The sequence below is a fragment of the Erwinia sp. AC075 genome (assembly GCF_979253995.1).
This window is the reverse complement of record NZ_CEEDEU010000001.1, coordinates 980,582-1,000,741: the sequence shown is the minus strand read 5'-3', so window position 1 is coordinate 1,000,741 and position 20,160 is coordinate 980,582. Positions and strand designations below refer to the sequence as shown.

19 protein-coding genes are annotated in these 20,160 nt (G+C 53.8%); 10 read left to right on the top strand and 9 right to left on the bottom strand.

The window, feature by feature from the left end:
• Positions 1-55 precede the first annotated feature (55 nt).
• Positions 56-322 carry a YcgL domain-containing protein gene (locus AC0IXH_RS04700; RefSeq protein ID WP_013202458.1) on the bottom strand — a complete coding sequence of 89 codons (267 nt, stop codon included), beginning with the start codon at positions 320-322 and terminating at the stop codon, positions 56-58.
• A gap of 158 nt (positions 323-480) precedes the next feature.
• On the opposite strand from AC0IXH_RS04700, the gene minC reads away from it, so the two are divergent.
• The 3 genes from minC to minE are packed head-to-tail and all read left to right on the top strand — an operon-like array spanning position 481 to position 2,301.
• A complete protein-coding gene (minC, locus tag AC0IXH_RS04695) occupies positions 481-1,173 on the top strand; it encodes a septum site-determining protein MinC (protein ID WP_013202459.1) in 693 nt (230 codons plus the stop codon).
• Between the two features lie 42 nt (positions 1,174-1,215).
• The gene (minD, locus tag AC0IXH_RS04690) at positions 1,216-2,028 is read left to right on the top strand and encodes a septum site-determining protein MinD (protein WP_013202460.1); all 813 of its coding nucleotides are present in this window, start codon (positions 1,216-1,218) and stop codon (positions 2,026-2,028) included.
• Between the two features lie 3 nt (positions 2,029-2,031).
• A complete protein-coding gene (minE, locus tag AC0IXH_RS04685) occupies positions 2,032-2,301 on the top strand; it encodes a cell division topological specificity factor MinE (protein ID WP_013202461.1) in 270 nt (89 codons plus the stop codon).
• A 51-nt stretch (positions 2,302-2,352) separates the two neighbouring features.
• Here the strand turns inward: minE and rnd are convergent, their stop codons facing one another.
• From rnd to AC0IXH_RS04660, 5 genes are all read right to left on the bottom strand, one after another.
• On the bottom strand, positions 2,353-3,462 hold the full coding sequence (rnd, locus tag AC0IXH_RS04680) for a ribonuclease D (RefSeq protein ID WP_151037240.1): 1,110 nt from the start codon (positions 3,460-3,462) through the stop codon (positions 2,353-2,355).
• A gap of 110 nt (positions 3,463-3,572) precedes the next feature.
• Positions 3,573-5,255: a long-chain-fatty-acid--CoA ligase FadD gene (gene fadD / locus AC0IXH_RS04675; RefSeq protein ID WP_134824282.1), complete on the bottom strand. Its 1,683-nt coding sequence runs from the start codon at positions 5,253-5,255 to the stop codon at positions 3,573-3,575.
• A 208-nt stretch (positions 5,256-5,463) separates the two neighbouring features.
• Positions 5,464-6,060 (bottom strand): Slp family lipoprotein, encoded by a 597-nt coding sequence (locus tag AC0IXH_RS04670; RefSeq protein ID WP_013202464.1) that lies wholly within the window; start codon positions 6,058-6,060, stop codon positions 5,464-5,466.
• A gap of 57 nt (positions 6,061-6,117) precedes the next feature.
• Positions 6,118-6,819: a tRNA (adenosine(37)-N6)-threonylcarbamoyltransferase complex dimerization subunit type 1 TsaB gene (gene tsaB / locus AC0IXH_RS04665; RefSeq protein ID WP_209215452.1), complete on the bottom strand. Its 702-nt coding sequence runs from the start codon at positions 6,817-6,819 to the stop codon at positions 6,118-6,120.
• 57 nt (positions 6,820-6,876) lie between these two features.
• Positions 6,877-8,787 (bottom strand): ATP-dependent DNA helicase, encoded by a 1,911-nt coding sequence (locus AC0IXH_RS04660; protein ID WP_013202466.1) that lies wholly within the window; start codon positions 8,785-8,787, stop codon positions 6,877-6,879.
• A 221-nt stretch (positions 8,788-9,008) separates the two neighbouring features.
• On the opposite strand from AC0IXH_RS04660, the gene AC0IXH_RS04655 reads away from it, so the two are divergent.
• Together AC0IXH_RS04655 and AC0IXH_RS04650 are read left to right on the top strand one after the other, a co-directional pair.
• Complete coding sequence (locus AC0IXH_RS04655) at positions 9,009-9,260, top strand: hypothetical protein (protein WP_471720053.1); 252 nt, start codon at positions 9,009-9,011, stop codon at positions 9,258-9,260.
• A 537-nt stretch (positions 9,261-9,797) separates the two neighbouring features.
• Complete coding sequence (locus tag AC0IXH_RS04650) at positions 9,798-10,151, top strand: RidA family protein (RefSeq protein WP_105759767.1); 354 nt, start codon at positions 9,798-9,800, stop codon at positions 10,149-10,151.
• Positions 10,152-10,169: 18 nt separating this feature from the next.
• Here AC0IXH_RS04650 and AC0IXH_RS04645 read toward each other — a convergent pair whose 3' ends face one another.
• Positions 10,170-11,171, bottom strand: a complete 1,002-nt coding sequence (locus AC0IXH_RS04645; RefSeq protein ID WP_013202469.1) for a hypothetical protein — start codon at positions 11,169-11,171, stop codon at positions 10,170-10,172.
• The gene (locus tag AC0IXH_RS04640) at positions 11,171-11,419 is read right to left on the bottom strand and encodes a YoaH family protein (RefSeq protein ID WP_471720052.1); all 249 of its coding nucleotides are present in this window, start codon (positions 11,417-11,419) and stop codon (positions 11,171-11,173) included. The genes AC0IXH_RS04645 and AC0IXH_RS04640 overlap by 1 nt, the downstream gene beginning before the upstream one ends.
• A 111-nt stretch (positions 11,420-11,530) precedes the next feature.
• On the opposite strand from AC0IXH_RS04640, the gene pabB reads away from it, so the two are divergent.
• The 4 genes from pabB (at position 11,531) to AC0IXH_RS04620 (ending at position 16,989) form a co-directional block, all read left to right on the top strand.
• On the top strand, positions 11,531-12,895 hold the full coding sequence (pabB, locus tag AC0IXH_RS04635; RefSeq protein WP_471720051.1) for an aminodeoxychorismate synthase component 1: 1,365 nt from the start codon (positions 11,531-11,533) through the stop codon (positions 12,893-12,895).
• Positions 12,888-13,475: a CoA pyrophosphatase gene (locus AC0IXH_RS04630; RefSeq protein ID WP_013202472.1), complete on the top strand. Its 588-nt coding sequence runs from the start codon at positions 12,888-12,890 to the stop codon at positions 13,473-13,475. Before pabB ends, AC0IXH_RS04630 begins: the two co-directional genes overlap by 8 nt.
• Positions 13,476-13,803: 328 nt before the next feature.
• Positions 13,804-15,168: an L-serine ammonia-lyase gene (locus AC0IXH_RS04625; RefSeq protein WP_053142758.1), complete on the top strand. Its 1,365-nt coding sequence runs from the start codon at positions 13,804-13,806 to the stop codon at positions 15,166-15,168.
• 258 nt (positions 15,169-15,426) lie between these two features.
• Positions 15,427-16,989, top strand: a complete 1,563-nt coding sequence (locus AC0IXH_RS04620; protein WP_471720050.1) for an EAL domain-containing protein — start codon at positions 15,427-15,429, stop codon at positions 16,987-16,989.
• 39 nt (positions 16,990-17,028) lie between these two features.
• On the opposite strand, the gene AC0IXH_RS04615 is transcribed toward AC0IXH_RS04620, so the two are convergent.
• The gene (locus AC0IXH_RS04615) at positions 17,029-18,594 is read right to left on the bottom strand and encodes a TerC family protein (RefSeq protein WP_013202475.1); all 1,566 of its coding nucleotides are present in this window, start codon (positions 18,592-18,594) and stop codon (positions 17,029-17,031) included.
• Between the two features lie 536 nt (positions 18,595-19,130).
• Between AC0IXH_RS04615 and manX the strand changes: the two genes are divergently transcribed.
• Positions 19,131-20,102: a PTS mannose transporter subunit IIAB gene (gene manX, locus AC0IXH_RS04610; protein ID WP_013202476.1), complete on the top strand. Its 972-nt coding sequence runs from the start codon at positions 19,131-19,133 to the stop codon at positions 20,100-20,102.
• The last annotated feature ends 58 nt before the right edge of the window (positions 20,103-20,160 follow it).

The following is a 20,160-nucleotide window of genomic DNA, read 5'->3' as shown; positions in this document are numbered from 1 at the left end:
TGGATTGCCGTTGCGGCGGCGATATATTTTGCAGATAGTTCCTAATTAATCTTTTTTACTCTTTTTCCAGATGCATCTTAAGCAGACTTTCGATTGGAGGAGGCACCTGTAAATAAAATCCCTGCTCTTCAAGCGCGGCCTTCACTTTGGTGAGATCCGCGTTAGCCAGCTTTTTGGTGCCGTCCAGCGGCAGCAGCATCGCCAGCTGCGGTTTACCAAAACCTTGCATCAGTTCCGCAGGAACGCGGGAGAAATCGTCTTTTTTTTCGACATAAAGATAAGTCTGGTCACGCTTGGGGCTTCTGTAGATCACACAAAACATATTTTTTACTCGAATTAACCTGGATGGTGACTTGCCTGGATATAGTAGTAACTATAACATGCTTGCAGAACTTCGGAATATTGTCCCAACGCGATTATATGTTCGTTTAACGACATAAATTAGCCGGGACCAGAATTAACAGGACTGAGCCGGGACAGATGTCACAAACGCCAATCGAGTTAAAGGGCAGCAGTTTTACTCTGTCTGTTGTGCACCTTCACCACGCTGACCCAGACGTGGTTCGTCAGGCGCTTCAGGATAAAGTCAATCAGGCTCCGGCCTTTCTGAAAAATGCTCCGGTGGTGTTGAACGTAGCTTCACTGACCAGTGAGGTTAACTGGAGACTGATGCAACAAGCCGTCACCTCTACCGGTCTGCATATCGTTGGTGTCAGCGGCTGCAAAGATGAACCGTTAAAACGCATCATTACTCGCGCCGGTCTGCCGCTGTTATCGGAAGGTAAAGAGCAGAAACAAGCCGTCGAGGTGATTGAACCGGTTAAACCCGCTGAACTCCCGCCTGTTAAAACCCGGGTAATCAATACGCCAGTCCGCTCTGGCCAGCAGATTTATGCCAAGAATTGCGATCTGATCGTGACCAATAGCGTCAGCGCCGGTGCAGAACTGGTCGCCGATGGCAATATCCATATTTATGGCATGATGCGTGGCCGTGCACTGGCTGGTGCCAGCGGTGACCGTGATTGCCAGATTTTTTGTACCAGTTTGTCAGCTGAGTTGGTCTCTATCGCCGGTGAATACTGGATGATGGATCATATTCCGGCTGAATTTTTTGGAAAAGCGTCACGCCTCTGTTTAAGAGACGGCGCCCTGACTATACAGACACTGAACTGAGCCAGGCTCACGAGCCCTTTCTTTTCTTAAGGAAATCATTTTATGGCACGCATTATTGTAGTTACATCGGGTAAAGGGGGCGTTGGCAAGACCACGTCCAGCGCGGCCATCGCTACCGGTTTAGCCCAGAAGGGCAAAAAAACCGTGGTTATCGACTTTGACATCGGCCTGCGTAATCTCGATTTGATTATGGGTTGTGAGCGTCGCGTGGTGTATGACTTTGTGAACGTGATTCAGGGTGATGCCACGCTGAACCAGGCGCTGATCAAAGATAAGCGTACTGAGAACCTGTTCATTCTGCCTGCGTCACAGACACGTGATAAAGATGCATTAACGCGTGATGGCGTTGAAAAAATCCTGAATGACCTCGGTAAGATGGATTTCGACTTTATTGTCTGTGACTCACCGGCAGGGATCGAAACCGGCGCACTGATGGCGCTGTATTTCGCCGATGAAGCTATCATTACCACTAACCCGGAAGTCTCTTCAGTTCGCGATTCAGACCGCATTTTGGGCATTCTTTCGTCCAAATCCCGCCGTGCGGAAAATGGTCAGGATCCGATAAAAGAGCACCTGCTGCTGACGCGTTATAACCCGGGTCGTGTGAACCGTGGCGACATGCTGAGCATGGAAGACGTGCTGGAAATTTTACGTATTCCACTGGCGGGTGTGATCCCGGAAGATCAGTCGGTGCTGCGCGCCTCTAACCAGGGTGAGCCGGTGATTCTGGATGCCGAATCCGACGCAGGCAAAGCCTATGCTGATACCGTTGACCGTATTCTCGGTGAAGAACGTCCCTTCCGCTTCATTGAAGAAGAGAAGAAGGGTTTCCTGAAACGCCTGTTTGGGGGATAAACCATGGCCTTACTCGATTTCTTTTTATCCCGTAAAAAGCCGACAGCCAATATAGCCAAGGAACGGCTGCAGATCATTGTGGCAGAGCGCAGGAGGGGCGACAGTGAGCCCCACTATCTGCCACAGCTGAAAAGGGATATTTTGGAAGTTATCTGCAAATACGTGAAGATCGATCCGGAAATGCTGAGCGTTAAGCTGGATCAAAAGGACGATGATATTTCGATTCTGGAGCTCAACGTGACGCTCCCGGAGGCAGAAGAAGCACCGAAATGATCCTCTCCTGCTCCTGATTTTCCCCTGCTCTCAGGCAGGGGAAAACCTCGGTCAGTATGCCTTCAGGATTTCAGCGATCCCGTCGTGAAGCAGTTCGCCCCGCCATCCATCAATCAGCTCGGGTTTTCTGTCCCGTGGTTTTAATTTCCAGTGCCAGCTCAGCAGTTGGTTAATCTGACGACGTGACGCCAACAACTCCTGACTAATACCCTCTTTTTCTGCCACTTCCGCCATCAACGCTTTCAGCTCTTTGAAGACTTTCTTGTAGTCAGAATTATCAATCAGGTTAGCGACCGGTTCCGGCAACTCGCTCTCTTCCAGCGCATTCGCCTGAGCAACCATCGCCACCAGCGCTTTACCGTGGAAACGAATTTCCTGACCGGCAAGCCCAAGGTGATCCAGCTCGCCGAGGGAACCAGGCATATAGCGCGCCACTTTCCACAGGTTCTCTTCGCGCACCACGAAATTCACCGCCATGTCCTTTTCACGTGCCAGCTCCAGCCGCCATGCCGCCATCAGACGCAGTGCAGCAAGCTGACGCGGACGCAGTTGCCAGGCATTGGTAATGTCACGGTAAGCCTCTTGTGGGGCCACCACCATTTGACGGCGTTGACACAGCAGGCTGCATTCGTTCAGTGCGGCATTAATCCTGCCCGACTCTTCGGCTTCCGCCAGCAGCTTATGGGCAATCGGCAGCAGGTAGAACACATCAGCGGCCGCATACTGACACTGCTTCTCGGTCAGCGGACGCGCCAGCCAGTCAGTGCGTGATTCGCTTTTATCCAGCGCGATACCGGTAAAGGATTCAACAATGGTGGCAAATCCGCAGGAAAGTGGACGGCCGGTAAAGGCAGCCAGAATCTGCGTATCAATCATCGGCACCGGCAGCACGCCATATTCATGCAGGAAGACTTCCAGATCTTCACTGCCAGCGTGCAGGAACTTGATCACCTTCTCATCGAGCAGCAGATCGCGGAATGGCGCCCATTCGGTGATCGGCAGAGGATCGATCAGCGCGATATTCTCGCCGTCATACATCTGGATCAGGCCAAGGCCAGGATAATAGGTGCGGGTTCTGACGAATTCGGTATCCAGCGCCAGCGCCGGAAACTGACGGGCGGTCAGGCAAAGTTCAGCCAGCGCCTCGTTGGTGGTTATCATGGTGTAGTTCAAAATGATCCTCTCGCTGTGGCCTTTCCGGCCTCAGTCTAATCACAATAAAAACGCCGGCATGACCGGCGTTTTAGCATTCTCGGAAAGCGCAGCGATAATCAGCTGGCTTTAGCCGCTTTTATCGCTTCATCACGCAGTTCACGGCGCAGAATTTTGCCGACGTTAGTTTTCGGTAACTCATCCCGAAACTCAACGATTTTAGGCACTTTATAGCCCGTCAGGTTCTTTTTGCAGTGTGCGATCAGCTCTTCTTTAGTCAGTGAAGGATCTTTCTTCACGACGCAGATTTTCACCGTCTCTCCTGCCACATCGTTAGGAACACCAATGGCGGCAGCCTCACGCACTTTCGGATGCAGCATCAGAACATCTTCGATTTCGTTAGGATAGACGTTGAAACCGGAAACCAGGATCATGTCTTTTTTGCGATCGACAATGCGAATAAAACCTTCCTGGTCAACGGTAACAATATCACCGCTGCGAAGCCATCCATTTTTTAACACTTCATCAGTTGCATCAGGCCGTTGCCAGTAACCGAGCATCACCTGCGGTCCTTTGATGCACAGTTCGCCAGGCTCGCCTTCAGCGACCTCATTGCCTTCATCATCCACCAGCATGATGTCAGTGGAAGGCACCGGCAAACCAATGCTGCCACTGTGATAGCGAATGTCGTAGGGATTGACGGAAACCAGCGGTGAGCACTCGGTCAGGCCGTAACCTTCCAGCAGATAGTGCCCGGTCAGCTTTTCCCAGCGTTCGGCGACCGCTTTCTGCACCGACATGCCGCCACCGGCTGATAAGCTGAGGCTGGAGAAGTCGAGCTTCTGGAAATCTTCATCGTTCAGCAAGGCGTTAAACAGCGTATTAACGCCGGTAATCGCGGTGAAGCGCACTTTGGACAGCTCTTTCACCAGGCCAGGAATATCACGCGGATTGGTGATCAGCAGGTTTGCGCCGCCCAAATCGATAAACAGCATACAGTTCACCGTCAGCGCGAAGATGTGGTACAGCGGTAAAGCGGTGACCACCGTTTCTTTGCCCTCTTTCAGCAGCGAGCCATAGGTGGCTTTGGTCTGCTCAAGATTCGCCTGCATATTGCGGTGAGTAAGCATCGCGCCTTTGGCGACGCCGGTAGTCCCGCCGGTATATTGCAGGAACGCCAGATCGTCGTTAATGATGTCCGGGCGCACATACTGCATGCGATAGCCCTCATGCAGCGCGCTGCGGAAGGAGATCGCATCGGGCAGATGGTATTTCGGCACCATCCGCTTGATGTATTTGACAACAAAATTGACCAGCGTGCCTTTCGCCGGCGTAAGTTGATCGCCCAGTCGCGTGAGGATTACGTGCTTCACCTGGGTTTTGGCCACCACTTTTTCCAGCGTGTGGGCAAAGTTCGAGACAATGACGATGGCACTGGCACCGCTGTCATTCAGCTGATGTTCCAGCTCGCGCGGGGTGTAAAGCGGATTGACGTTAACCACAATCATTCCTGCCCGCAGAATGCCAAACAGCGCGATCGGGTATTGCAACAGGTTAGGCATCATCAGGGCCACACGATCGCCCTTTTTCAGGCCCAGCCCCTGTTGCAGATAAGCGGCAAAAGCCCGGCTGCGCTCTTCCAGCTTACGGTAGGTCATCGCCTGCCCCATATTAATGAAGGCGGGCTGGTCTGCGTAACGTTTAACTGCGTGTTCAAACAAATCAATCAGCGATGTATAGCGGTCAGCAGTGATCTCTGCCGGAACATCTGCCGGATAGCGGTTTAACCAAACCTTATTCAAGGAAACACCTCGGAAAGTCGTATTTGTTGTCATCGCAGCCTCAAACAGTCGCATCTTTTAACATTATTTTAACTCAGCGTACCAGTTTGCTCTGTTCTCTGTTTTGAGGTTGCGAAGCCCATCACTAAAATAATCTCATCCTGAGATCGGCAATAAAAAACGACCCGAAGACGTAAGCCGTCGGGTCGTAAGAGAGTCTGCTATCTGTCTATTCCGTCAGGATAGTTTGTACCTGTGCTGGCCCGGTATTGTAGTAACCGAACGGCGGCGGTCCCCAGTATCCACCATGGCGACTACCGCGTGGTGGACCGTACCAAATCCACGGATCGATCGGCTGTGGTGGCGAAACAATTTGCTGGGTCAGATGCCAGCGCTGATAACCGGTCACATCGACAGTAATAAAGTTATACGACGCCTGGCCGACTTCCCCTTTCTCGGTGCCTTTTATCGGCCCGACCACGGTCACAATCTGATTGTTAAAGTCGATGGGATCGACGAACCCTTTGATATCGGCATAAATACGGCCAATAGACGGCGTCCCTAATATCGGTCTGGCGGTGTCATCAAGACGCTGAGCGGCAATTTCCAGCCGGGTCATACCATCTTTATTCACCACTTTGACCACTTTCCCGCCGAAGCGAGATTCCTGACCGACATAGATTTGCGGCGCGTTCATCACCCGCACCAAATCCTGCTGTGGGGTGGGAGACGTGCCTTTCACCGAATCTGGCACGCTCATGCAGCCAGAAAGCAGTGCAGAGGCCAGTAACAGACTACCTAACTGCAATAAAACGCGTTTACGCATAAAGTTCTCCAGGATACTGATTACTCTGACTGCTTCCCTGATAAATAGTTGCCCGGATTACTCGCGGCCCGGCAATTTTTTCCATGTCACTTCATTACGCAAATAGGTCGGTTCAGCCTGTTCCACCGCCACCATTCGACCCGCGGCGTAAGCCAGGGCGGCCAGCGGTAACATATCTTCCGCGCAAGGCAGTTCGACGTCCGTAGCGGTAAGCTCCAGCCCGCTGTTTTCGGCCAGCTGCGGCCAGGCTTTCCAACCGGTTCCTACCATCGCCCAACGCCCGGTCAGCGCGGCCATTCTGGCTTGCGCGGCTTCTGGTTTCAGCACGGCTTCGGTTTCTGCACCCTGCCAGTCGCCCTGTGCGTCACGCTGATACTCGGCCCAATACACTTCACCCATGCGGGCATCAATGGCCGCCAACACGCGCGTCGCGCCGTGCAGACGCCAGGCACTTTGTGCCATGGTTTTCAGCGTGGAAACGCCGATCATCGGCAGTTCTGCACCAAACGCCAGGCCCTGCGCGATGCCGATGCCGATACGGACGCCGGTAAAGCTGCCCGGCCCCTGACCAAAGGCCAGCGCGTTTAACTCCGCAAGCCTGGTGTTTTCTTGCTGAAGCAATGCCTGCACCATCGGCAAAATACGCTGGGTGTGCTCACGGGCACACAGCTCAAAATGGGCCGTGACGTTTTCATCATTCAGCAACGCAACTGAACAGGCTTCGGTAGCCGTATCAATCGCTAAAATACGCGGGGACATACACACCTCTGGCGGGATAGATTTTTCGGCGCGCAGCATAGCACAGTGCGCCACAGATTACTGTTGTGCCGACGGTTTAAGAAACTCAACCGCCTGCTGAATATCGCGCGTTCTGGGTGTCGGGGGCAGGCTGTTGAGGAACACTGCGCCATAAGGCCGCATCACCAGCCGGTTGTCGCAGATCACTAGCACGCCCCGATCGTCCACATCGCGGATCAATCGACCCACACCCTGTTTCAGGGTGATCACCGCGTCAGGAAGCTGAACCTCATCAAAAGGATCGCCACCGCGCAGCTTGCAGTCTTCCATGCGCGCTTTTAACAGCGGATCATCCGGCGAGGTAAACGGCAGCTTATCGATGATCACCAGCGACAGCACGTCGCCGCGCACGTCCACGCCTTCCCAGAAGCTGCTGGTCGCCACTAGCAAGGCGTTGCCGGCAGCAACAAACTGCTTCAGCAACTGACCTTTACTGGTTTCCCCCTGCAGCAGCACCGGCAGCGTTAACATCGCACGGAACTGTTCAGCCAGATCGCGCATCATCTGGTGCGACGTGCAGAGGAAGAAGCAGCGGCCATTATTGGCTTCAATTAACGGTAGCAGCATCCGCGCCATCTGCTTTGCCCCACCCGGTTGATTGGGTGACGGCAGATTGCGCGGCACGCAGAGGAGTGCCTGGCTGGCGAAATCAAACGGGCTCTCAAGGATCATCGTTTTCGCACTGCTGACGCCAAGGCGCTCAACAAAATGCGTCATCTTCTCGTTTACCGCCAGCGTGGCGGAGGTAAATATCCAGCTTGCCGGACGTTCGTCCATCACTTCGCGAAAACGATCTGATACTGAGAGCGGCGTCAGCGCCAGAATAAAGTGGCGGGAATTGCATTCGTACCAGTAGCTGAAACCCGGCTGCGTGACGTCTTTCAGACGCTTCAGACGTCCCCGGTAAAGGGCCGCGCGGTCAAAGGCGGCGTCCAGCAGCGCAGAACGCCCCAACGACATTTTTGCCACGTCATAACAAAGCTCCAGCGCATCATCCAGCAGCAACAGCGCACGCTGAATGTTGGGATTGTTCATGATATCGCGCAGATTACCGCGGAAGCCGGGGTCGCCCAGCGCCAGGCGGAAATCCTGTGCGCTTTGTGATAATCGGTCGGCGGATTTTTGCAGCTGCTGAACGTCACGCACTTCGGTGCGGTAGGCAATCGTGATGTCTTTCGCCAGATCGATAAGCTGCTTGCTGGAGAGCTGCTGACCAAAATACTGGCTGGCAATGTCCGGGACCTGATGGGCTTCATCGAAGATCATCACGTCGGCTTCCGGGATCAGTTCAGCAAAACCACTCTCTTTCACCACCATATCCGCCAGAAACAGGTGATGGTTAACCACCACCACATCGGCATCCATCGCTTTGCGACGGGCTTTCACCACAAAACAGTCTTTATATACCGGGCAATCGCTGCCCAGACAGTTGTCATTGGTGCTGGTGACCATTGGCCAGATGGTGCTGTCTTCCGCGACACCGCCACAGGTGCTGATATCGCCATCGACCGTTTCACTGGACCAGCCGCGCAGATGGACCAGATCGCTCATCGCCTGCACGGCCAACTCGCCGCCGACCATCGACTGCTGCTCCAGCCGCTCCAGGCAGAGGTAGTTCGATCGCCCCTTTAACAGCGCGACCTGCCCTTTGAATTTGAGCGCTCTTGCGACGGTAGGAAGATCACGACTGTAGAGCTGATCCTGCAACGCTTTCGATCCGGTAGAGATGATCACTTTTTTACCGGATCGCAGCGCCGGCGCCAGATACGCGTAGGTTTTCCCGGTGCCGGTTCCCGCCTCTACCACCAGTTCATGCTTATTTTCGATAGCTTCACTGACCGCCTGCGCCATCTGTCGCTGCGGTTCACGCGGTTTGAATCCTGGGATTGCCAGCGCCAGCGCGCCATCTGCTGCAAAATCGTCTGCCACACGTCCTCACTACGTTTTAGAAAACACTGTAATTATGTCAGTATCCGCGCCCACGCTCCACCCTTTAGGTGACAGCCCGTCAGATACTGTGCCTCGCGCCTGGCTGTTGGGCAGATAAAAGGAATTAACCTGCTCATTGTATTGACCTTTACGTTCGGCGATTCTATTTTGAATGTCAGTCAGCGCGCTGGTTTTCCTGATAATTTAACCGTGGAGGGGCTATGTCAGACGAAGAAAGAATTAAAAAGCTTGAGGAGACCGTCAACAGGTTGAACGTTGAGACCCTGGTGCTGAGGGAAATTCTTGGGCAGCAAATCGCGCTCAACAATCTTAACTACAAGGGTAAATTTGATGACGTTCTCGAGGCGCTGGCAAAAGAGTATGCCAGCCGAGGGCTGGAGGAAGGCAGCAACCGTGAGATCCACGACACGATCCGCCAGTACATCAAATATCAGGATCCCGCTGTCGATTGATACCGGTTCCGACCAGGCCGCTTCATGCGGCCTGCCAGTTTAACGAGTCCCTACGTTGTTGGAAAAGGCCCTGTGCAAGCAGCCTTATAAACGCTTATTTTGGGCAACACCTCAGGCACTTAATTGCCCCAGGCCGTCTTTTTATCGCAACATTCAACGCATCATTGCTGGTGTAAAATGTTCCCAGAAAAAGTCTGTCGTTTATAATCCGCGTCATGTCCATGCAACCCGTCTTATGCACAACTCTCCTCGCTCTTGGTCCGTTTAAGGTTTCCAGATAGTAGTAATCGCCCATGATTTTTCCTGATGTTACGGAGTCCGTAAGCCGACAGTAACAGTCAGGGTGTGAATTGTTTTAACCTGCGTCATGAAAGCCATACATTCGGATATGTCTTTAGCGGGATGGGTTACGCTGACGTGGCTTAAGGCCATTTGTCTCAGCATGTTAAGCGGAATGATGATATTTTTAACCAGAATGTTCCAAATATGCCCTGCAGCGATGCGAAGCGTGGCACCAATGATGAGTAAGGTATTAAAATGTCGAAAGAAATCACAAGAGTTGAGCCTGTAGAGCACCGCATGTCCGAAGCGGTGATCCACAATGACACCGTCTATTACACCAGCGTGCCGGAAAATCTGGATGAAGACGCGGAAGCGCAGACCGCCAATGCTCTGGCGGTGATTGACAGTCTTCTGACCCGCGTGGGTTCAGATAAGAGCAAAATTCTTGATGCGACGATTTTCCTGGTGCACAAAGAGGATTTTCAGGCGATGAACCGTGCCTGGGATGCCTGGGTTTCACCCGGTCATGCCCCCGTGCGCTGCACCGTTCAGGCTAACCTGATGAACCCGAAGTATCTGGTCGAAATCAAAATTATTGCGGCTCTGTAAGCCGTTGGCAGGCGGTGTCTAAGGCTTAAACAGCGCCTGTCGTCCTTCCGCTGAAGGAAAAACGCAACGCACATCATGCGCACAGCCGGCGACTATCGCCAGGGTGTGTGGTCGGGCAGGTTTCAATACATCCCGATCGTAGCGGGCGTAATTCTCTCCGCGTTCCAGCCTCGACGCGCCCTGTGCCATCGCCGCACACGACTTATCCAGTATCCGCCAGTAGCGCCCTTTTCCTTTTCCCCGATCGTCACTCCCTTCAAGATAGCGAACCTCTGCGGAACGATAACGGTCTCTCGCCTTGATGGGATTGTCCGGCAGCCAGGCCGGCAGATTGTGCATGCCGTATTTATAATCGCTTACGGCAGGACAGGCGTCCGCATTTAAAGCATCAAAATAGAGCCAGCTTCCTGGATCGGCCACCACATAGCGCAGCGTCACGCCTGCGGGAGGATGGGAAAAGGCGATGTAGTGCTGCACAAACTGGCCACCGGCTGAAAAACCCGCCACGGTGATTTCGCTCAGAGCCGGCCAACGCTGTTTAAGATCGCCGATAGTCTCATCCAATGCGCTAAAGGCCGACAGGTTCCCGGCGTTATCCTTTCCGCCATCTAACCAGGAATGACAATTCCACAGCGCGTCATCCGGTAAAGCCTCAGGCAGGCCGTCCGAGTGACAATGGCTGGCATCCGTGCTGGATACCTGGAAAAGCGGAGCAACAATGGCGATGTTTTGGGCGTCTGGTGTATTGCTGGCTGCTTGCGCAGCCGCGGTGAGCGTGTTGCCCACGTCACGAGGATGACCGTGCAGGACAATCAACGCCCGGGTCACCTTGCCACCGGCAGGCGCGAGCGTGAAGTAATGGAAGTTGCCCGCGTTCTCAGCCAGTGCAAACGTGTGTTCGCGGGCGCTGGCAGGCCACGCCTGCGAAGCAGCTAACGCTTGCGGGACGACGGGTAGCCAGCAAGCCAGCAGCACCATCAGCCGCGAAAGCGTTTTACCGACTGTTCGCAGCAGGCGCATTAATAGTTTTTGTCTTCTTCGTCTTCGTCGCCGTAATCCTGATTGATCTCTTCATCTTCATTGTTGTCTTCATCATCGTCGTCATCGAATGAAGCGGTGATCATTTCGCCGGTGTGGTTTTCACGGATTTCGGCGGCAACCAGTTGGATCGCCTGCCCGCTACTCATGCCTTCAGACATCAGCTGCTGGATGCGTTCAACGGCCTGTTGCTGCTGCTCATAGGACAGCGAAGGTAAACCTGTAATCATATCCACTCCTGGTCGTGCGCGCGGCGTATTCCACGCGCAACAAACAGATGCCAGCAGCAAAAAAATATGCCAGGCTTAACGCCTGTTATTGGTCTGGTTTGCTGAATCATCATGTCACCTGTCTGTTATCCCCTTAAGTATACGCCGGAAGCCCTTGGGAATCTGTTTGGTTTTGTTGCTCATCAACCCTGGGCGATGCTGCTGCATTCAGGTTTTGCCGATCACAGCGATAACCGCTTCGATATTATGGTGGCCGATCCGCTCACCACGCTGATTACGCAAGGGAAAACCACTCGTATCCAGCACGGCGATGGCGTGGAAGCCAGTGAAGACGATCCGCTCAGCTTGCTCGATCAGACGCTCAAACAGAGTGGATTGCAGGCCGAAGAACATCCGGATTTTCCTTTTCAGGGCGGTGCGTTAGGGTTATTTGGTTACGATTTAGGCCGCCGTTTTGAGCAACTGCCGCAAGTGGCATTACAGGATTTACAGACGCCGGACATGGCTGTCGGCATTTATGACTGGGCGCTCATCGCCGACCACCATCTGCAGGCACTGACCTTAATTGTGCATGGTGATGGGGAAAACCGCCTCAACTGGCTGAACGCCTTGAGCGCAGGTAAACCCACCACGCCCTTCCGTCTGACCAGCCCGTGGCGTTCCAATCTGACGCGGGAAGAGTACGGTGAGAAATTCCGCCGTGTTCAGCAGTGGTTACACAGCGGTGACTGTTATCAAATCAACCTTGCTCAGCGTTTCCAGGCCAGCTACAGCGGTGATGAGTGGCAGGCGTTCAAACGGTTGAATGAGCAAAACCGTGCGCCTTTCAGCGCTTTCCTGCGCCTGCCTGGCAGCGCTATTCTCAGCCTGTCACCGGAGCGCTTCCTGAAAATGACCGGCGACAGCATTGAAACCCGGCCGATCAAAGGCACGTTGCCGAGGCTCAGCGATCCCGAGGCCGATCGTTTACAGGCGGAGAAGCTGGCAAATTCGCCTAAGGACCGCGCGGAAAACGTGATGATTGTTGACCTGCTGCGCAACGATATTGGTCGCGTTGCCCAGCCTGGCAGCGTTGCCGTGCCGGAACTGTTTGTGGTCGAACCTTTCCCGGCGGTACATCATCTGGTCAGCACCATCACCGCCAGACTGAAACCGGCGTTAAGCGCCTGCGATCTGCTACGCGCCTGTTTCCCCGGCGGCTCAATTACCGGCGCGCCGAAGGTCAGAGCGATGGAAATCATCGATGAGCTGGAACCGCACCGACGAAATGCCTGGTGTGGCAGCATTGGCTATCTCAGCGTGTGCGGCAAGATGGATACCAGTATTACCATTCGCACGCTGACCGCCGAACAGGGAAACCTCTACTGCACGGCTGGCGGCGGGATCGTCGCAGACAGCCAGGAGCAGGCTGAATACCAGGAGACGTTCGATAAGGTAATGCGGATTCTACCCTGTCTGGAGCAAGCGGATGTCTGATGCGCACCTGACGCTCAACGATTTTCTCAGTCGGTTTATGCTGCAACGACCCGATGTGACCTCAAATCAACTGCCCACCCGCCGGGCTGCCGTATTGGTGCCAATCGTCGATCGCCCCCGCCCGACCCTGTTGCTCACCCGACGCTCCGCCACATTGCGTAAGCATGCCGGTCAGGTGGCATTTCCCGGTGGAATGATGGACCCGGAAGATCCTTCTTTAATTGCCACCGCGCTTCGTGAGGCGCAGGAAGAAGTGGCTATTCAACCGGACAGCGTGCGGGTGGTGGGCGTTTTGCCCGCCGTGACCAGCAGCACCGGTTTTCAGGTAACGCCGGTCGTCGGCATACTTTCGCCGTCGCTCGACTGGCATCCTAATGAAGGCGAAGTTGAATCCCTGTTTGAGATGCCGTTGCAGGAAGCGTTACGGCTTGGCCGCTATTCACCCCTGGATATCCAGCGCTATGGCACGTCGCATCGCGTCTGGCTCTCCTGGTTTGAAGACTATTTTATCTGGGGGATGACCGCCGGGATCATTCGTCAGTTGAGTCTGCAGGTGGCAAACCACGCCCGAACTGACTAATTTTCCGACACAACGGCTACACAATCCCCCTCAGGCAGTTTTTTTCACCAACCTGGCGCACATTCTTCGCGTCAAATCACTGCACAACGCGCGGGAATCATTTATATTGCACCGCATTAACACCGCAAGATGTGCGTGCAACGGCCAGCCACTATTTTTGCCCTAGCTGTAATTGGGCAAATATCAGCCGCAATACCAACTGGACCCGCTTCTGTCATCACATTTTTGTCTGATAATGATTAGTTAATTTCATGCGATCATTCGTCTCAGGATGATTACTATTAAAGCAGTATTTTACCGAACTTCAGGCTCAGTTAAGGAGCGTAGTGTGATTAGCGTTTTCGACATGTTTAAAATCGGCATTGGTCCTTCCAGTTCCCACACCGTGGGGCCGATGAAAGCCGGTAAACTGTTTGTCGACGATTTAGTTGCTAACGGCATGTTGGATAGCGTGACGCGCGTTGCCGTGGACGTTTATGGCTCTCTCTCCCTGACCGGCAAAGGTCACCATACCGATATCGCCATTATTATGGGGCTCTCCGGCGCGTCGCCGGAAAGCGTCGATATCGATGGCATTCCCGCGTTTATCCGCGATGTCGAACAGCGTCAGCGCCTGCTGCTGGCGAATGGCCGCCATGAAGTCGACTTCCCACGGGAAGGTGGCATGGTGTTCCGCAGCGATAATCTGTCGCTGCATGAAAACGGCATGCGGATCACTGCGCTGGCGGGCGACAACGCCATTTTCAGCAAAACCTATTATTCCATCGGCGGCGGTTTTATCGTTGATGAAGAGCACTTCGGCCAGTCAACGCTGGATGAAGTGACCGTGCCCTATCCGTTCAACTCCGCCAAAGAGATGCTGGATCACTGCCATCATACCGGCCTGTCTCTCTCCGGCATGATCATGAAGAACGAGCTGGCGCTGCACAGCCGTGCCGAGATCGAAGCCTATTTCACTGATATCTGGCAGAGCATGCGTGACTGTATCGATCGCGGCCTGAATACCGAGGGCGTGTTACCGGGTCCGCTGCGCGTGCCTCGTCGTGCTTCTGCCCTGCGCCGTCTGCTGGTCTCTTCCGATAAGCTGTCTAAGGACCCGATGAACGTGATCGACTGGGTCAACATGTTTGCGCTGGCGGTAAACGAAGAGAATGCGGCGGGCGGTCGTGTGGTCACCGCACCGACTAACGGTGCCTGTGGCATCGTGCCTGCCGTGCTGGCCTACTACGATCATTTTATTGAGCCGGTCAGCCCGGATATCTTTATCCGCTATTTCCTTGCCTGCGGTGCCGTGGGTATCCTGTATAAAATGAACGCCTCTATTTCCGGCGCGGAAGTCGGTTGCCAGGGCGAAGTCGGTGTCGCCTGCTCAATGGCCGCTGCCGGTCTGGCTGAACTGCTGGGTGCCAGCCCGGAGCAGGTTTGCGTGGCGGCCGAAATTGGCATGGAACATAACCTGGGGCTGACCTGTGATCCGGTGGCAGGCCAGGTTCAGGTTCCCTGCATAGAGCGCAATGCCATTGCTTCGGTTAAAGCGATCAACTCTGCGCGTATGGCGATGCGCCGTACCAGTGAAGCCCGCGTGTCATTAGATAAAGTGATTGAAACCATGTATGAAACGGGCAAGGACATGAATGCCAAATACCGTGAAACGTCTCGCGGTGGTCTGGCAATTAAGGTTCAGTGTGACTGATTCCAATCAGCTGCTGCCCCGCTGATTTTCGGTGCCGCCATTCCGGCGGCACTTTTACCCGTTTCGCTAAATAAATTTCTTCCCCCCGCTATCCGATATTGCCGGAAACCGCTAGAGTGTTCAGGCGAATAAAGCAGGATAAGTGACTGTTTTACTTAATTCTGCTTTTATCACTTCTAAGACTAAACTTAATTTTTCATTTGCCGATAACAACGATTCGGTCTCTGTGTGCGCGTCTTGATCTAAGGGTGGTTACTGATGCAAATGTCCCAGGAAGTTTTCGGACAGTTTCGCCGTAAGCGATTATTAATTGCTGTGGTGGTTGCCGCGTTGGTGCTCATTCTTACGTTGACCTTCCGTTTTATGGAAGAAAAAGGGCGGAATGAGCAGCATTCGCGTACGTTTGCGGACAATGCAATTCAACGTTTCGATAGACTGTTTTCCCCGCTCGATGTGGCGGCCAACAATACGCTTGGCCTGGTTGGCTTGCCTTGCGAACAGATCCGCTTCCCGCTGATTGAAAAGCTGGCATCGTTACAAACCGTGCGTTCCATTGTGCTGGTGGATAACGACGAGATGTATTGCTCCAGCATCTTTGGCAGAAGCAGTCTCTCCTTTAGTCAGTTCTATCCTGAGTTGGCGGTAAATAACCAGCGGATGATCCTCAGCACCGATGAACATTTGCTGAAGGGATCGCCCATCCTGCTGCTTTGGACGCCTCACGATAACAACAACCGTTCCGGGATCCTGCAAATCATCAATATCGAGATGATGAGCACCTATCTGCTTGAGCCAACGCTGCCATGGGTTGAACGCGCGGTGATCAATGTTGGCGGCAAAAGTCTCGAATACGGTAACCCGATGATTGAAGAGGCCTTACCGTCCGACGATGAAGTCAGCTATGAGAAGGCGTCTCTGCGCTACCCGTTCTCAATCACCCTTTTCGGTCCGTCGCCGACCCGCCTGGCGCTGTCGACCTTGCCATCCCAGTTACCTCTGGCGCTGCTGTTAAGCCTGTTGATGGGCTATATCGTCTGGCTGGCAACCGCCAACCGTATGAGCCTTTCCTGGCAAATCAGTTACGGCATTACCGCCCGGGAATTTATGGTCTATTGCCAGCCGCTGATCAACTCAAAGACCGGCGATTGTGATGGTATAGAGCTGCTGCTGCGCTGGCACAATCCACGTCAGGGCTGGATCCCGCCGGATGTGTTTATCCCAATGGCAGAAAGGCAGAATCTTATCGCGCCCCTGACCCGCTTTGTGCTGCGTGAAATCGTGCGCCATTTGCCGCTGATGCCGAACTGCCCCACGTTCCATATCGCGATAAACGTTGCCGCCAGCCATTTCCATAACCGCGAGATTATTGACGATCTGCAAAGCCTGTGGTGGCCAGCCAATCCGGTGCCGCAGCTGGTGGTAGAGCTGACCGAACGTGATTCGCTGCCAGAAATGGATCAACGCGTGGTTTCCCATCTGCATAAGATTGGCGTGAAGCTGGCAATTGACGACTTCGGGACCGGACACAGCTCGCTGTCATACCTGAAAACATTGAGCCCGGATGTGCTGAAGATCGATAAAGTCTTTACCGCGGCGATTGGCACCGATGCCATCAATGCGACGGTAACGGATATGGTGATCTCTCTGGCCCAGCGCCTGAATATCAGCCTGGTGGCTGAAGGCGTGGAAACGGCTGAGCAGGCGGAATATCTGCGGGAGAAAGGCGTGGATGTCTTGCAGGGGTATTTCTATGCGCGTCCGATGCCGTTAGGCGACTTCCCGGAATGGCTGAGCCAACACAAGTTGTCTCTTACAGCCTGAGTGTCAAAGGGGGGGATCCTTCCCCCCTGTTCTCAACGATTACTCGTCTTCATCTTCTTCATGACGTTCCCGCGCCCGAGTCACACGCACCAGATCGATACGGTAATCCGTCGCTTCGATAATCTGGAAGCTGACGGGCGGTAACTCAATCACTTCACCGGCAACCGGCAACTGCCCTTTCTGCGCGATCAGCAGACCGGCCAGCGAGGCATGATCGTCTTCCGGATTGACCAGCACCTGGGTGTTCAGCAGCTGTTGCAGCGAGTGCAAATCCGTTCCGCCCTTCACCAGCCAGCCGTCACCGTCAGCAATAATGTCCGGGGTTTCATCTTCATCCGGGAACTCACCGGCAATGGCTTCCAGCACGTCCAGCGGCGTAATCAACCCCTGCACTACGCCAAATTCACTGGTGACCACCACGAAGCTGCCCTTCGCTCTGCGTAACACGCCCAGCAGATTTATCGGGTCCAGCGTTTCCGGCACGATGATTGGCGGCGTGGCGGCAGCGAAGGTTGCCACGTCAATGCCGTGATCCAATGCCACCAGCAGCTCTTTCGCACGCACCACGCCGATAATTTCATCCAGCTCTCCACGGCAAACCGGGAACAGGCTGTGCGGCGTATCCAGCAGCTGCATGCGCACTTCGTCCAGCGGACGATTGGCATCAACCCAGGAGATTTCACCCCGCGGCGTCATGATGCTGCGCACCGAGCGCGAGGCCAGCGTCAGCACGCCGTTAATCATGTAGCGCTCTTCGTCCTTAAACGCTTCCTGCGGCATGATGGCAGCCACTTCACTGCCTTCCGCACTGACGTTTTCCTGGCCACGACGGCCGCCCATCAGACGAAGGATCGCTTCTGCCGTGCGCTCACGCATCGGCTTTCGCGCCTGATGACGCATAAAGTTAACCCGTGCAATCTGGTTAAACAGCTCAATCAGGATAGAGAAGCCAATCGCTGCGTACAGGTAGCCTTTCGGAATATGGAAACCAAACCCTTCTGCAACCAGGCTCAGACCAATCATCAACAGGAAGCTCAGGCACAGTACTACCACCGTTGGATGCTGGTTGACGAAGTTGGTCAGCGGTTTCGAGGCCAACAGCATCACGCCCATGGCAATCACTACCGCGGTCATCATAATCGCCAGGTTGTTCACCATACCGACAGCGGTGATCACCGCATCAAGCGAGAAGACGGCATCGAGGATCACAATCTGGACCACAACCGCCCAGAAGCTGGCGTAGCCTTTGTTGCCATCCCCTTCATGCTCACGGTTTTCGAGCCGTTCGTGCAATTCCATGGTGGCTTTGAATAACAGGAATATCCCGCCTGCCAACAGGATCAAATCCCTGCCGGCAAAGCTGAAGTCACCTACACTGAACAACGGACGGGTTAACGTCACCATCCAGGAAATCAGTGACAGCAAGCCCAGGCGCATGACCAGCGCCAGCGAGAGTCCGATCAGCCGGGCCTTATCACGCTGCTTCGGCGGCAGTTTTTCCGCCAGAATGGCAATAAAGACCAGGTTATCAATACCCAGGACGATTTCGAGCACGACCAGCGTCAGCAGACCGGCCCAGATCGAGGGGTCTAAAAGAAATTCCATTACAGACTCCGGAAACAGGTACGGGAAAGCGCAGCAGGCGTTCGAACGGACACGATGCGGACATTAACGCAGAGGGGATGAATATTGTCGTCAGAGGACAAGGTAAAACTGGCCGGTTGAACCGGTGAGGTGATTAAGCGACGTCGGTGACAGTCCATAGGGAGGGCTGAGGCCCGTTACTCCTGTGTTAAATAAGGATCACTACTGTAAACAGGCACCTGCACTTCGTCAAAATATTTTATTACATTTACATTCAAAGTCTGCTTTTCGTGCTGCTCTTTTGAGCGATAGCGCTTAAGCGGGCACCCAGCATCTAAATAGCTGAGCACGGTCACATAATTTATTTTTTCGCAGACTAAAATAAATCCCGTCTTAACCATGGGTCAGGTAAAAGCCGCTAACCACTTTAGGGGTTTTGCTCACTCACCAGAATAACAGCACGTTCAATCCACGTTGAGGGTAAAACCTGAAACCGGATACTCGCGCGGCTCATCTGTGTTACCGGGTCGCTGAAAATTGGATAAGGAGGGTAGCAAGTGACTATTGCTATTGTGATCGGCACGCACGGCTGGGCCGCGGAGCAGCTGATAAAAACAGCTGAAATGCTCCTTGGGGAACAGCAAAACGTTGGGTGGATTGATTTCGTACCCGGCGAAAATGCGGAAACCCTGATTGAGAAATATCAGGCGAGACTGACCGATTTAGATACCAGCAAAGGCGTCCTTTTCCTTGTCGATACCTGGGGAGGCAGTCCGTTTAATGCCGCCAGTCGTATCGTCGTGGACAAGGAGAATTATGAAGTCATTGCCGGGGTCAATATCCCGATGCTGGTCGAAGCCTTTATGGCTCGAGATGATGATCCAAGCTTTGATGAGCTGGTGGCCGTCGCTGTTGAGACCGGCCGCGAAGGCGTCAGAGCGTTAAAAGCGAAAGAGCCTGAGCCCGTTGTGGCAGCGGTCGCTGCTGCACCGATAAAAGCCGCACCGGTGGCGCAGAAACCGATGGGGCCAAAGGACTATATGAACATTGGCCTGGCGAGGATCGATGACCGTCTGATCCACGGACAGGTGGCAACCCGCTGGACCAAAGAAACCAACGTAACCCGCATTATCGTGGTCAGTGACGAAGTCGCTGCCGACCATGTGCGTAAAACACTGCTGACTCAGGTGGCTCCGCCTGGCGTGACTGCCCATGTGGTAGATATCGCAAAAATGATCCGCGTGTGGAATAACCCGAAATATGGCGGCGACCGCGTAATGTTGCTGTTTACCAACCCTACCGATGTAGAACGCCTTGTTGAAGCAGGGGTTAAAATCCCGAGCGTCAATATTGGTGGTATGGCATTCCGTCAGGGTAAAACGCAGGTTAACAATGCCGTTTCCGTTGACGATAAGGATATTGCGGCTTTCAAGAAGCTGAATGAACGTGGCATTGAACTGGAAGTGCGTAAAGTTTCCAGTGACCAGCGCCTGAAGATGATGGACCTGATAGCCAAAGTGGCTCAGTAAGTTTCACTTATTATTGCCTGATCTGTCAGGTTTAACTCAGTTCACGAATGTCAGAGGA

Bases quoted from the DNA above. Each gene is read 5' to 3' on its own strand.
- AC0IXH_RS04700 (WP_013202458.1), bottom strand. From the start codon at position 322: ATGTTTTGTGTGATCTACAGAAGCCCCAAGCGTGACCAGACTTATCTT.
- minC (WP_013202459.1), top strand. From the start codon at position 481: ATGTCACAAACGCCAATCGAGTTAAAGGGCAGCAGTTTTACTCTGTCT.
- minD (WP_013202460.1), top strand. From the start codon at position 1,216: ATGGCACGCATTATTGTAGTTACATCGGGTAAAGGGGGCGTTGGCAAG.
- minE (WP_013202461.1), top strand. From the start codon at position 2,032: ATGGCCTTACTCGATTTCTTTTTATCCCGTAAAAAGCCGACAGCCAAT.
- rnd (WP_151037240.1), bottom strand. From the start codon at position 3,462: ATGATAACCACCAACGAGGCGCTGGCTGAACTTTGCCTGACCGCCCGT.
- AC0IXH_RS04670 (WP_013202464.1), bottom strand. From the start codon at position 6,060: ATGCGTAAACGCGTTTTATTGCAGTTAGGTAGTCTGTTACTGGCCTCT.
- tsaB (WP_209215452.1), bottom strand. From the start codon at position 6,819: ATGTCCCCGCGTATTTTAGCGATTGATACGGCTACCGAAGCCTGTTCA.
- AC0IXH_RS04655 (WP_471720053.1), top strand. From the start codon at position 9,009: ATGTCAGACGAAGAAAGAATTAAAAAGCTTGAGGAGACCGTCAACAGG.
- AC0IXH_RS04650 (WP_105759767.1), top strand. From the start codon at position 9,798: ATGTCGAAAGAAATCACAAGAGTTGAGCCTGTAGAGCACCGCATGTCC.
- AC0IXH_RS04645 (WP_013202469.1), bottom strand. From the start codon at position 11,171: ATGCGCCTGCTGCGAACAGTCGGTAAAACGCTTTCGCGGCTGATGGTG.
- AC0IXH_RS04640 (WP_471720052.1), bottom strand. From the start codon at position 11,419: ATGATTACAGGTTTACCTTCGCTGTCCTATGAGCAGCAGCAACAGGCC.
- pabB (WP_471720051.1), top strand. From the start codon at position 11,531: ATGTCACCTGTCTGTTATCCCCTTAAGTATACGCCGGAAGCCCTTGGG.
- AC0IXH_RS04630 (WP_013202472.1), top strand. From the start codon at position 12,888: ATGTCTGATGCGCACCTGACGCTCAACGATTTTCTCAGTCGGTTTATG.
- AC0IXH_RS04620 (WP_471720050.1), top strand. From the start codon at position 15,427: ATGCAAATGTCCCAGGAAGTTTTCGGACAGTTTCGCCGTAAGCGATTA.
- AC0IXH_RS04615 (WP_013202475.1), bottom strand. From the start codon at position 18,594: ATGGAATTTCTTTTAGACCCCTCGATCTGGGCCGGTCTGCTGACGCTG.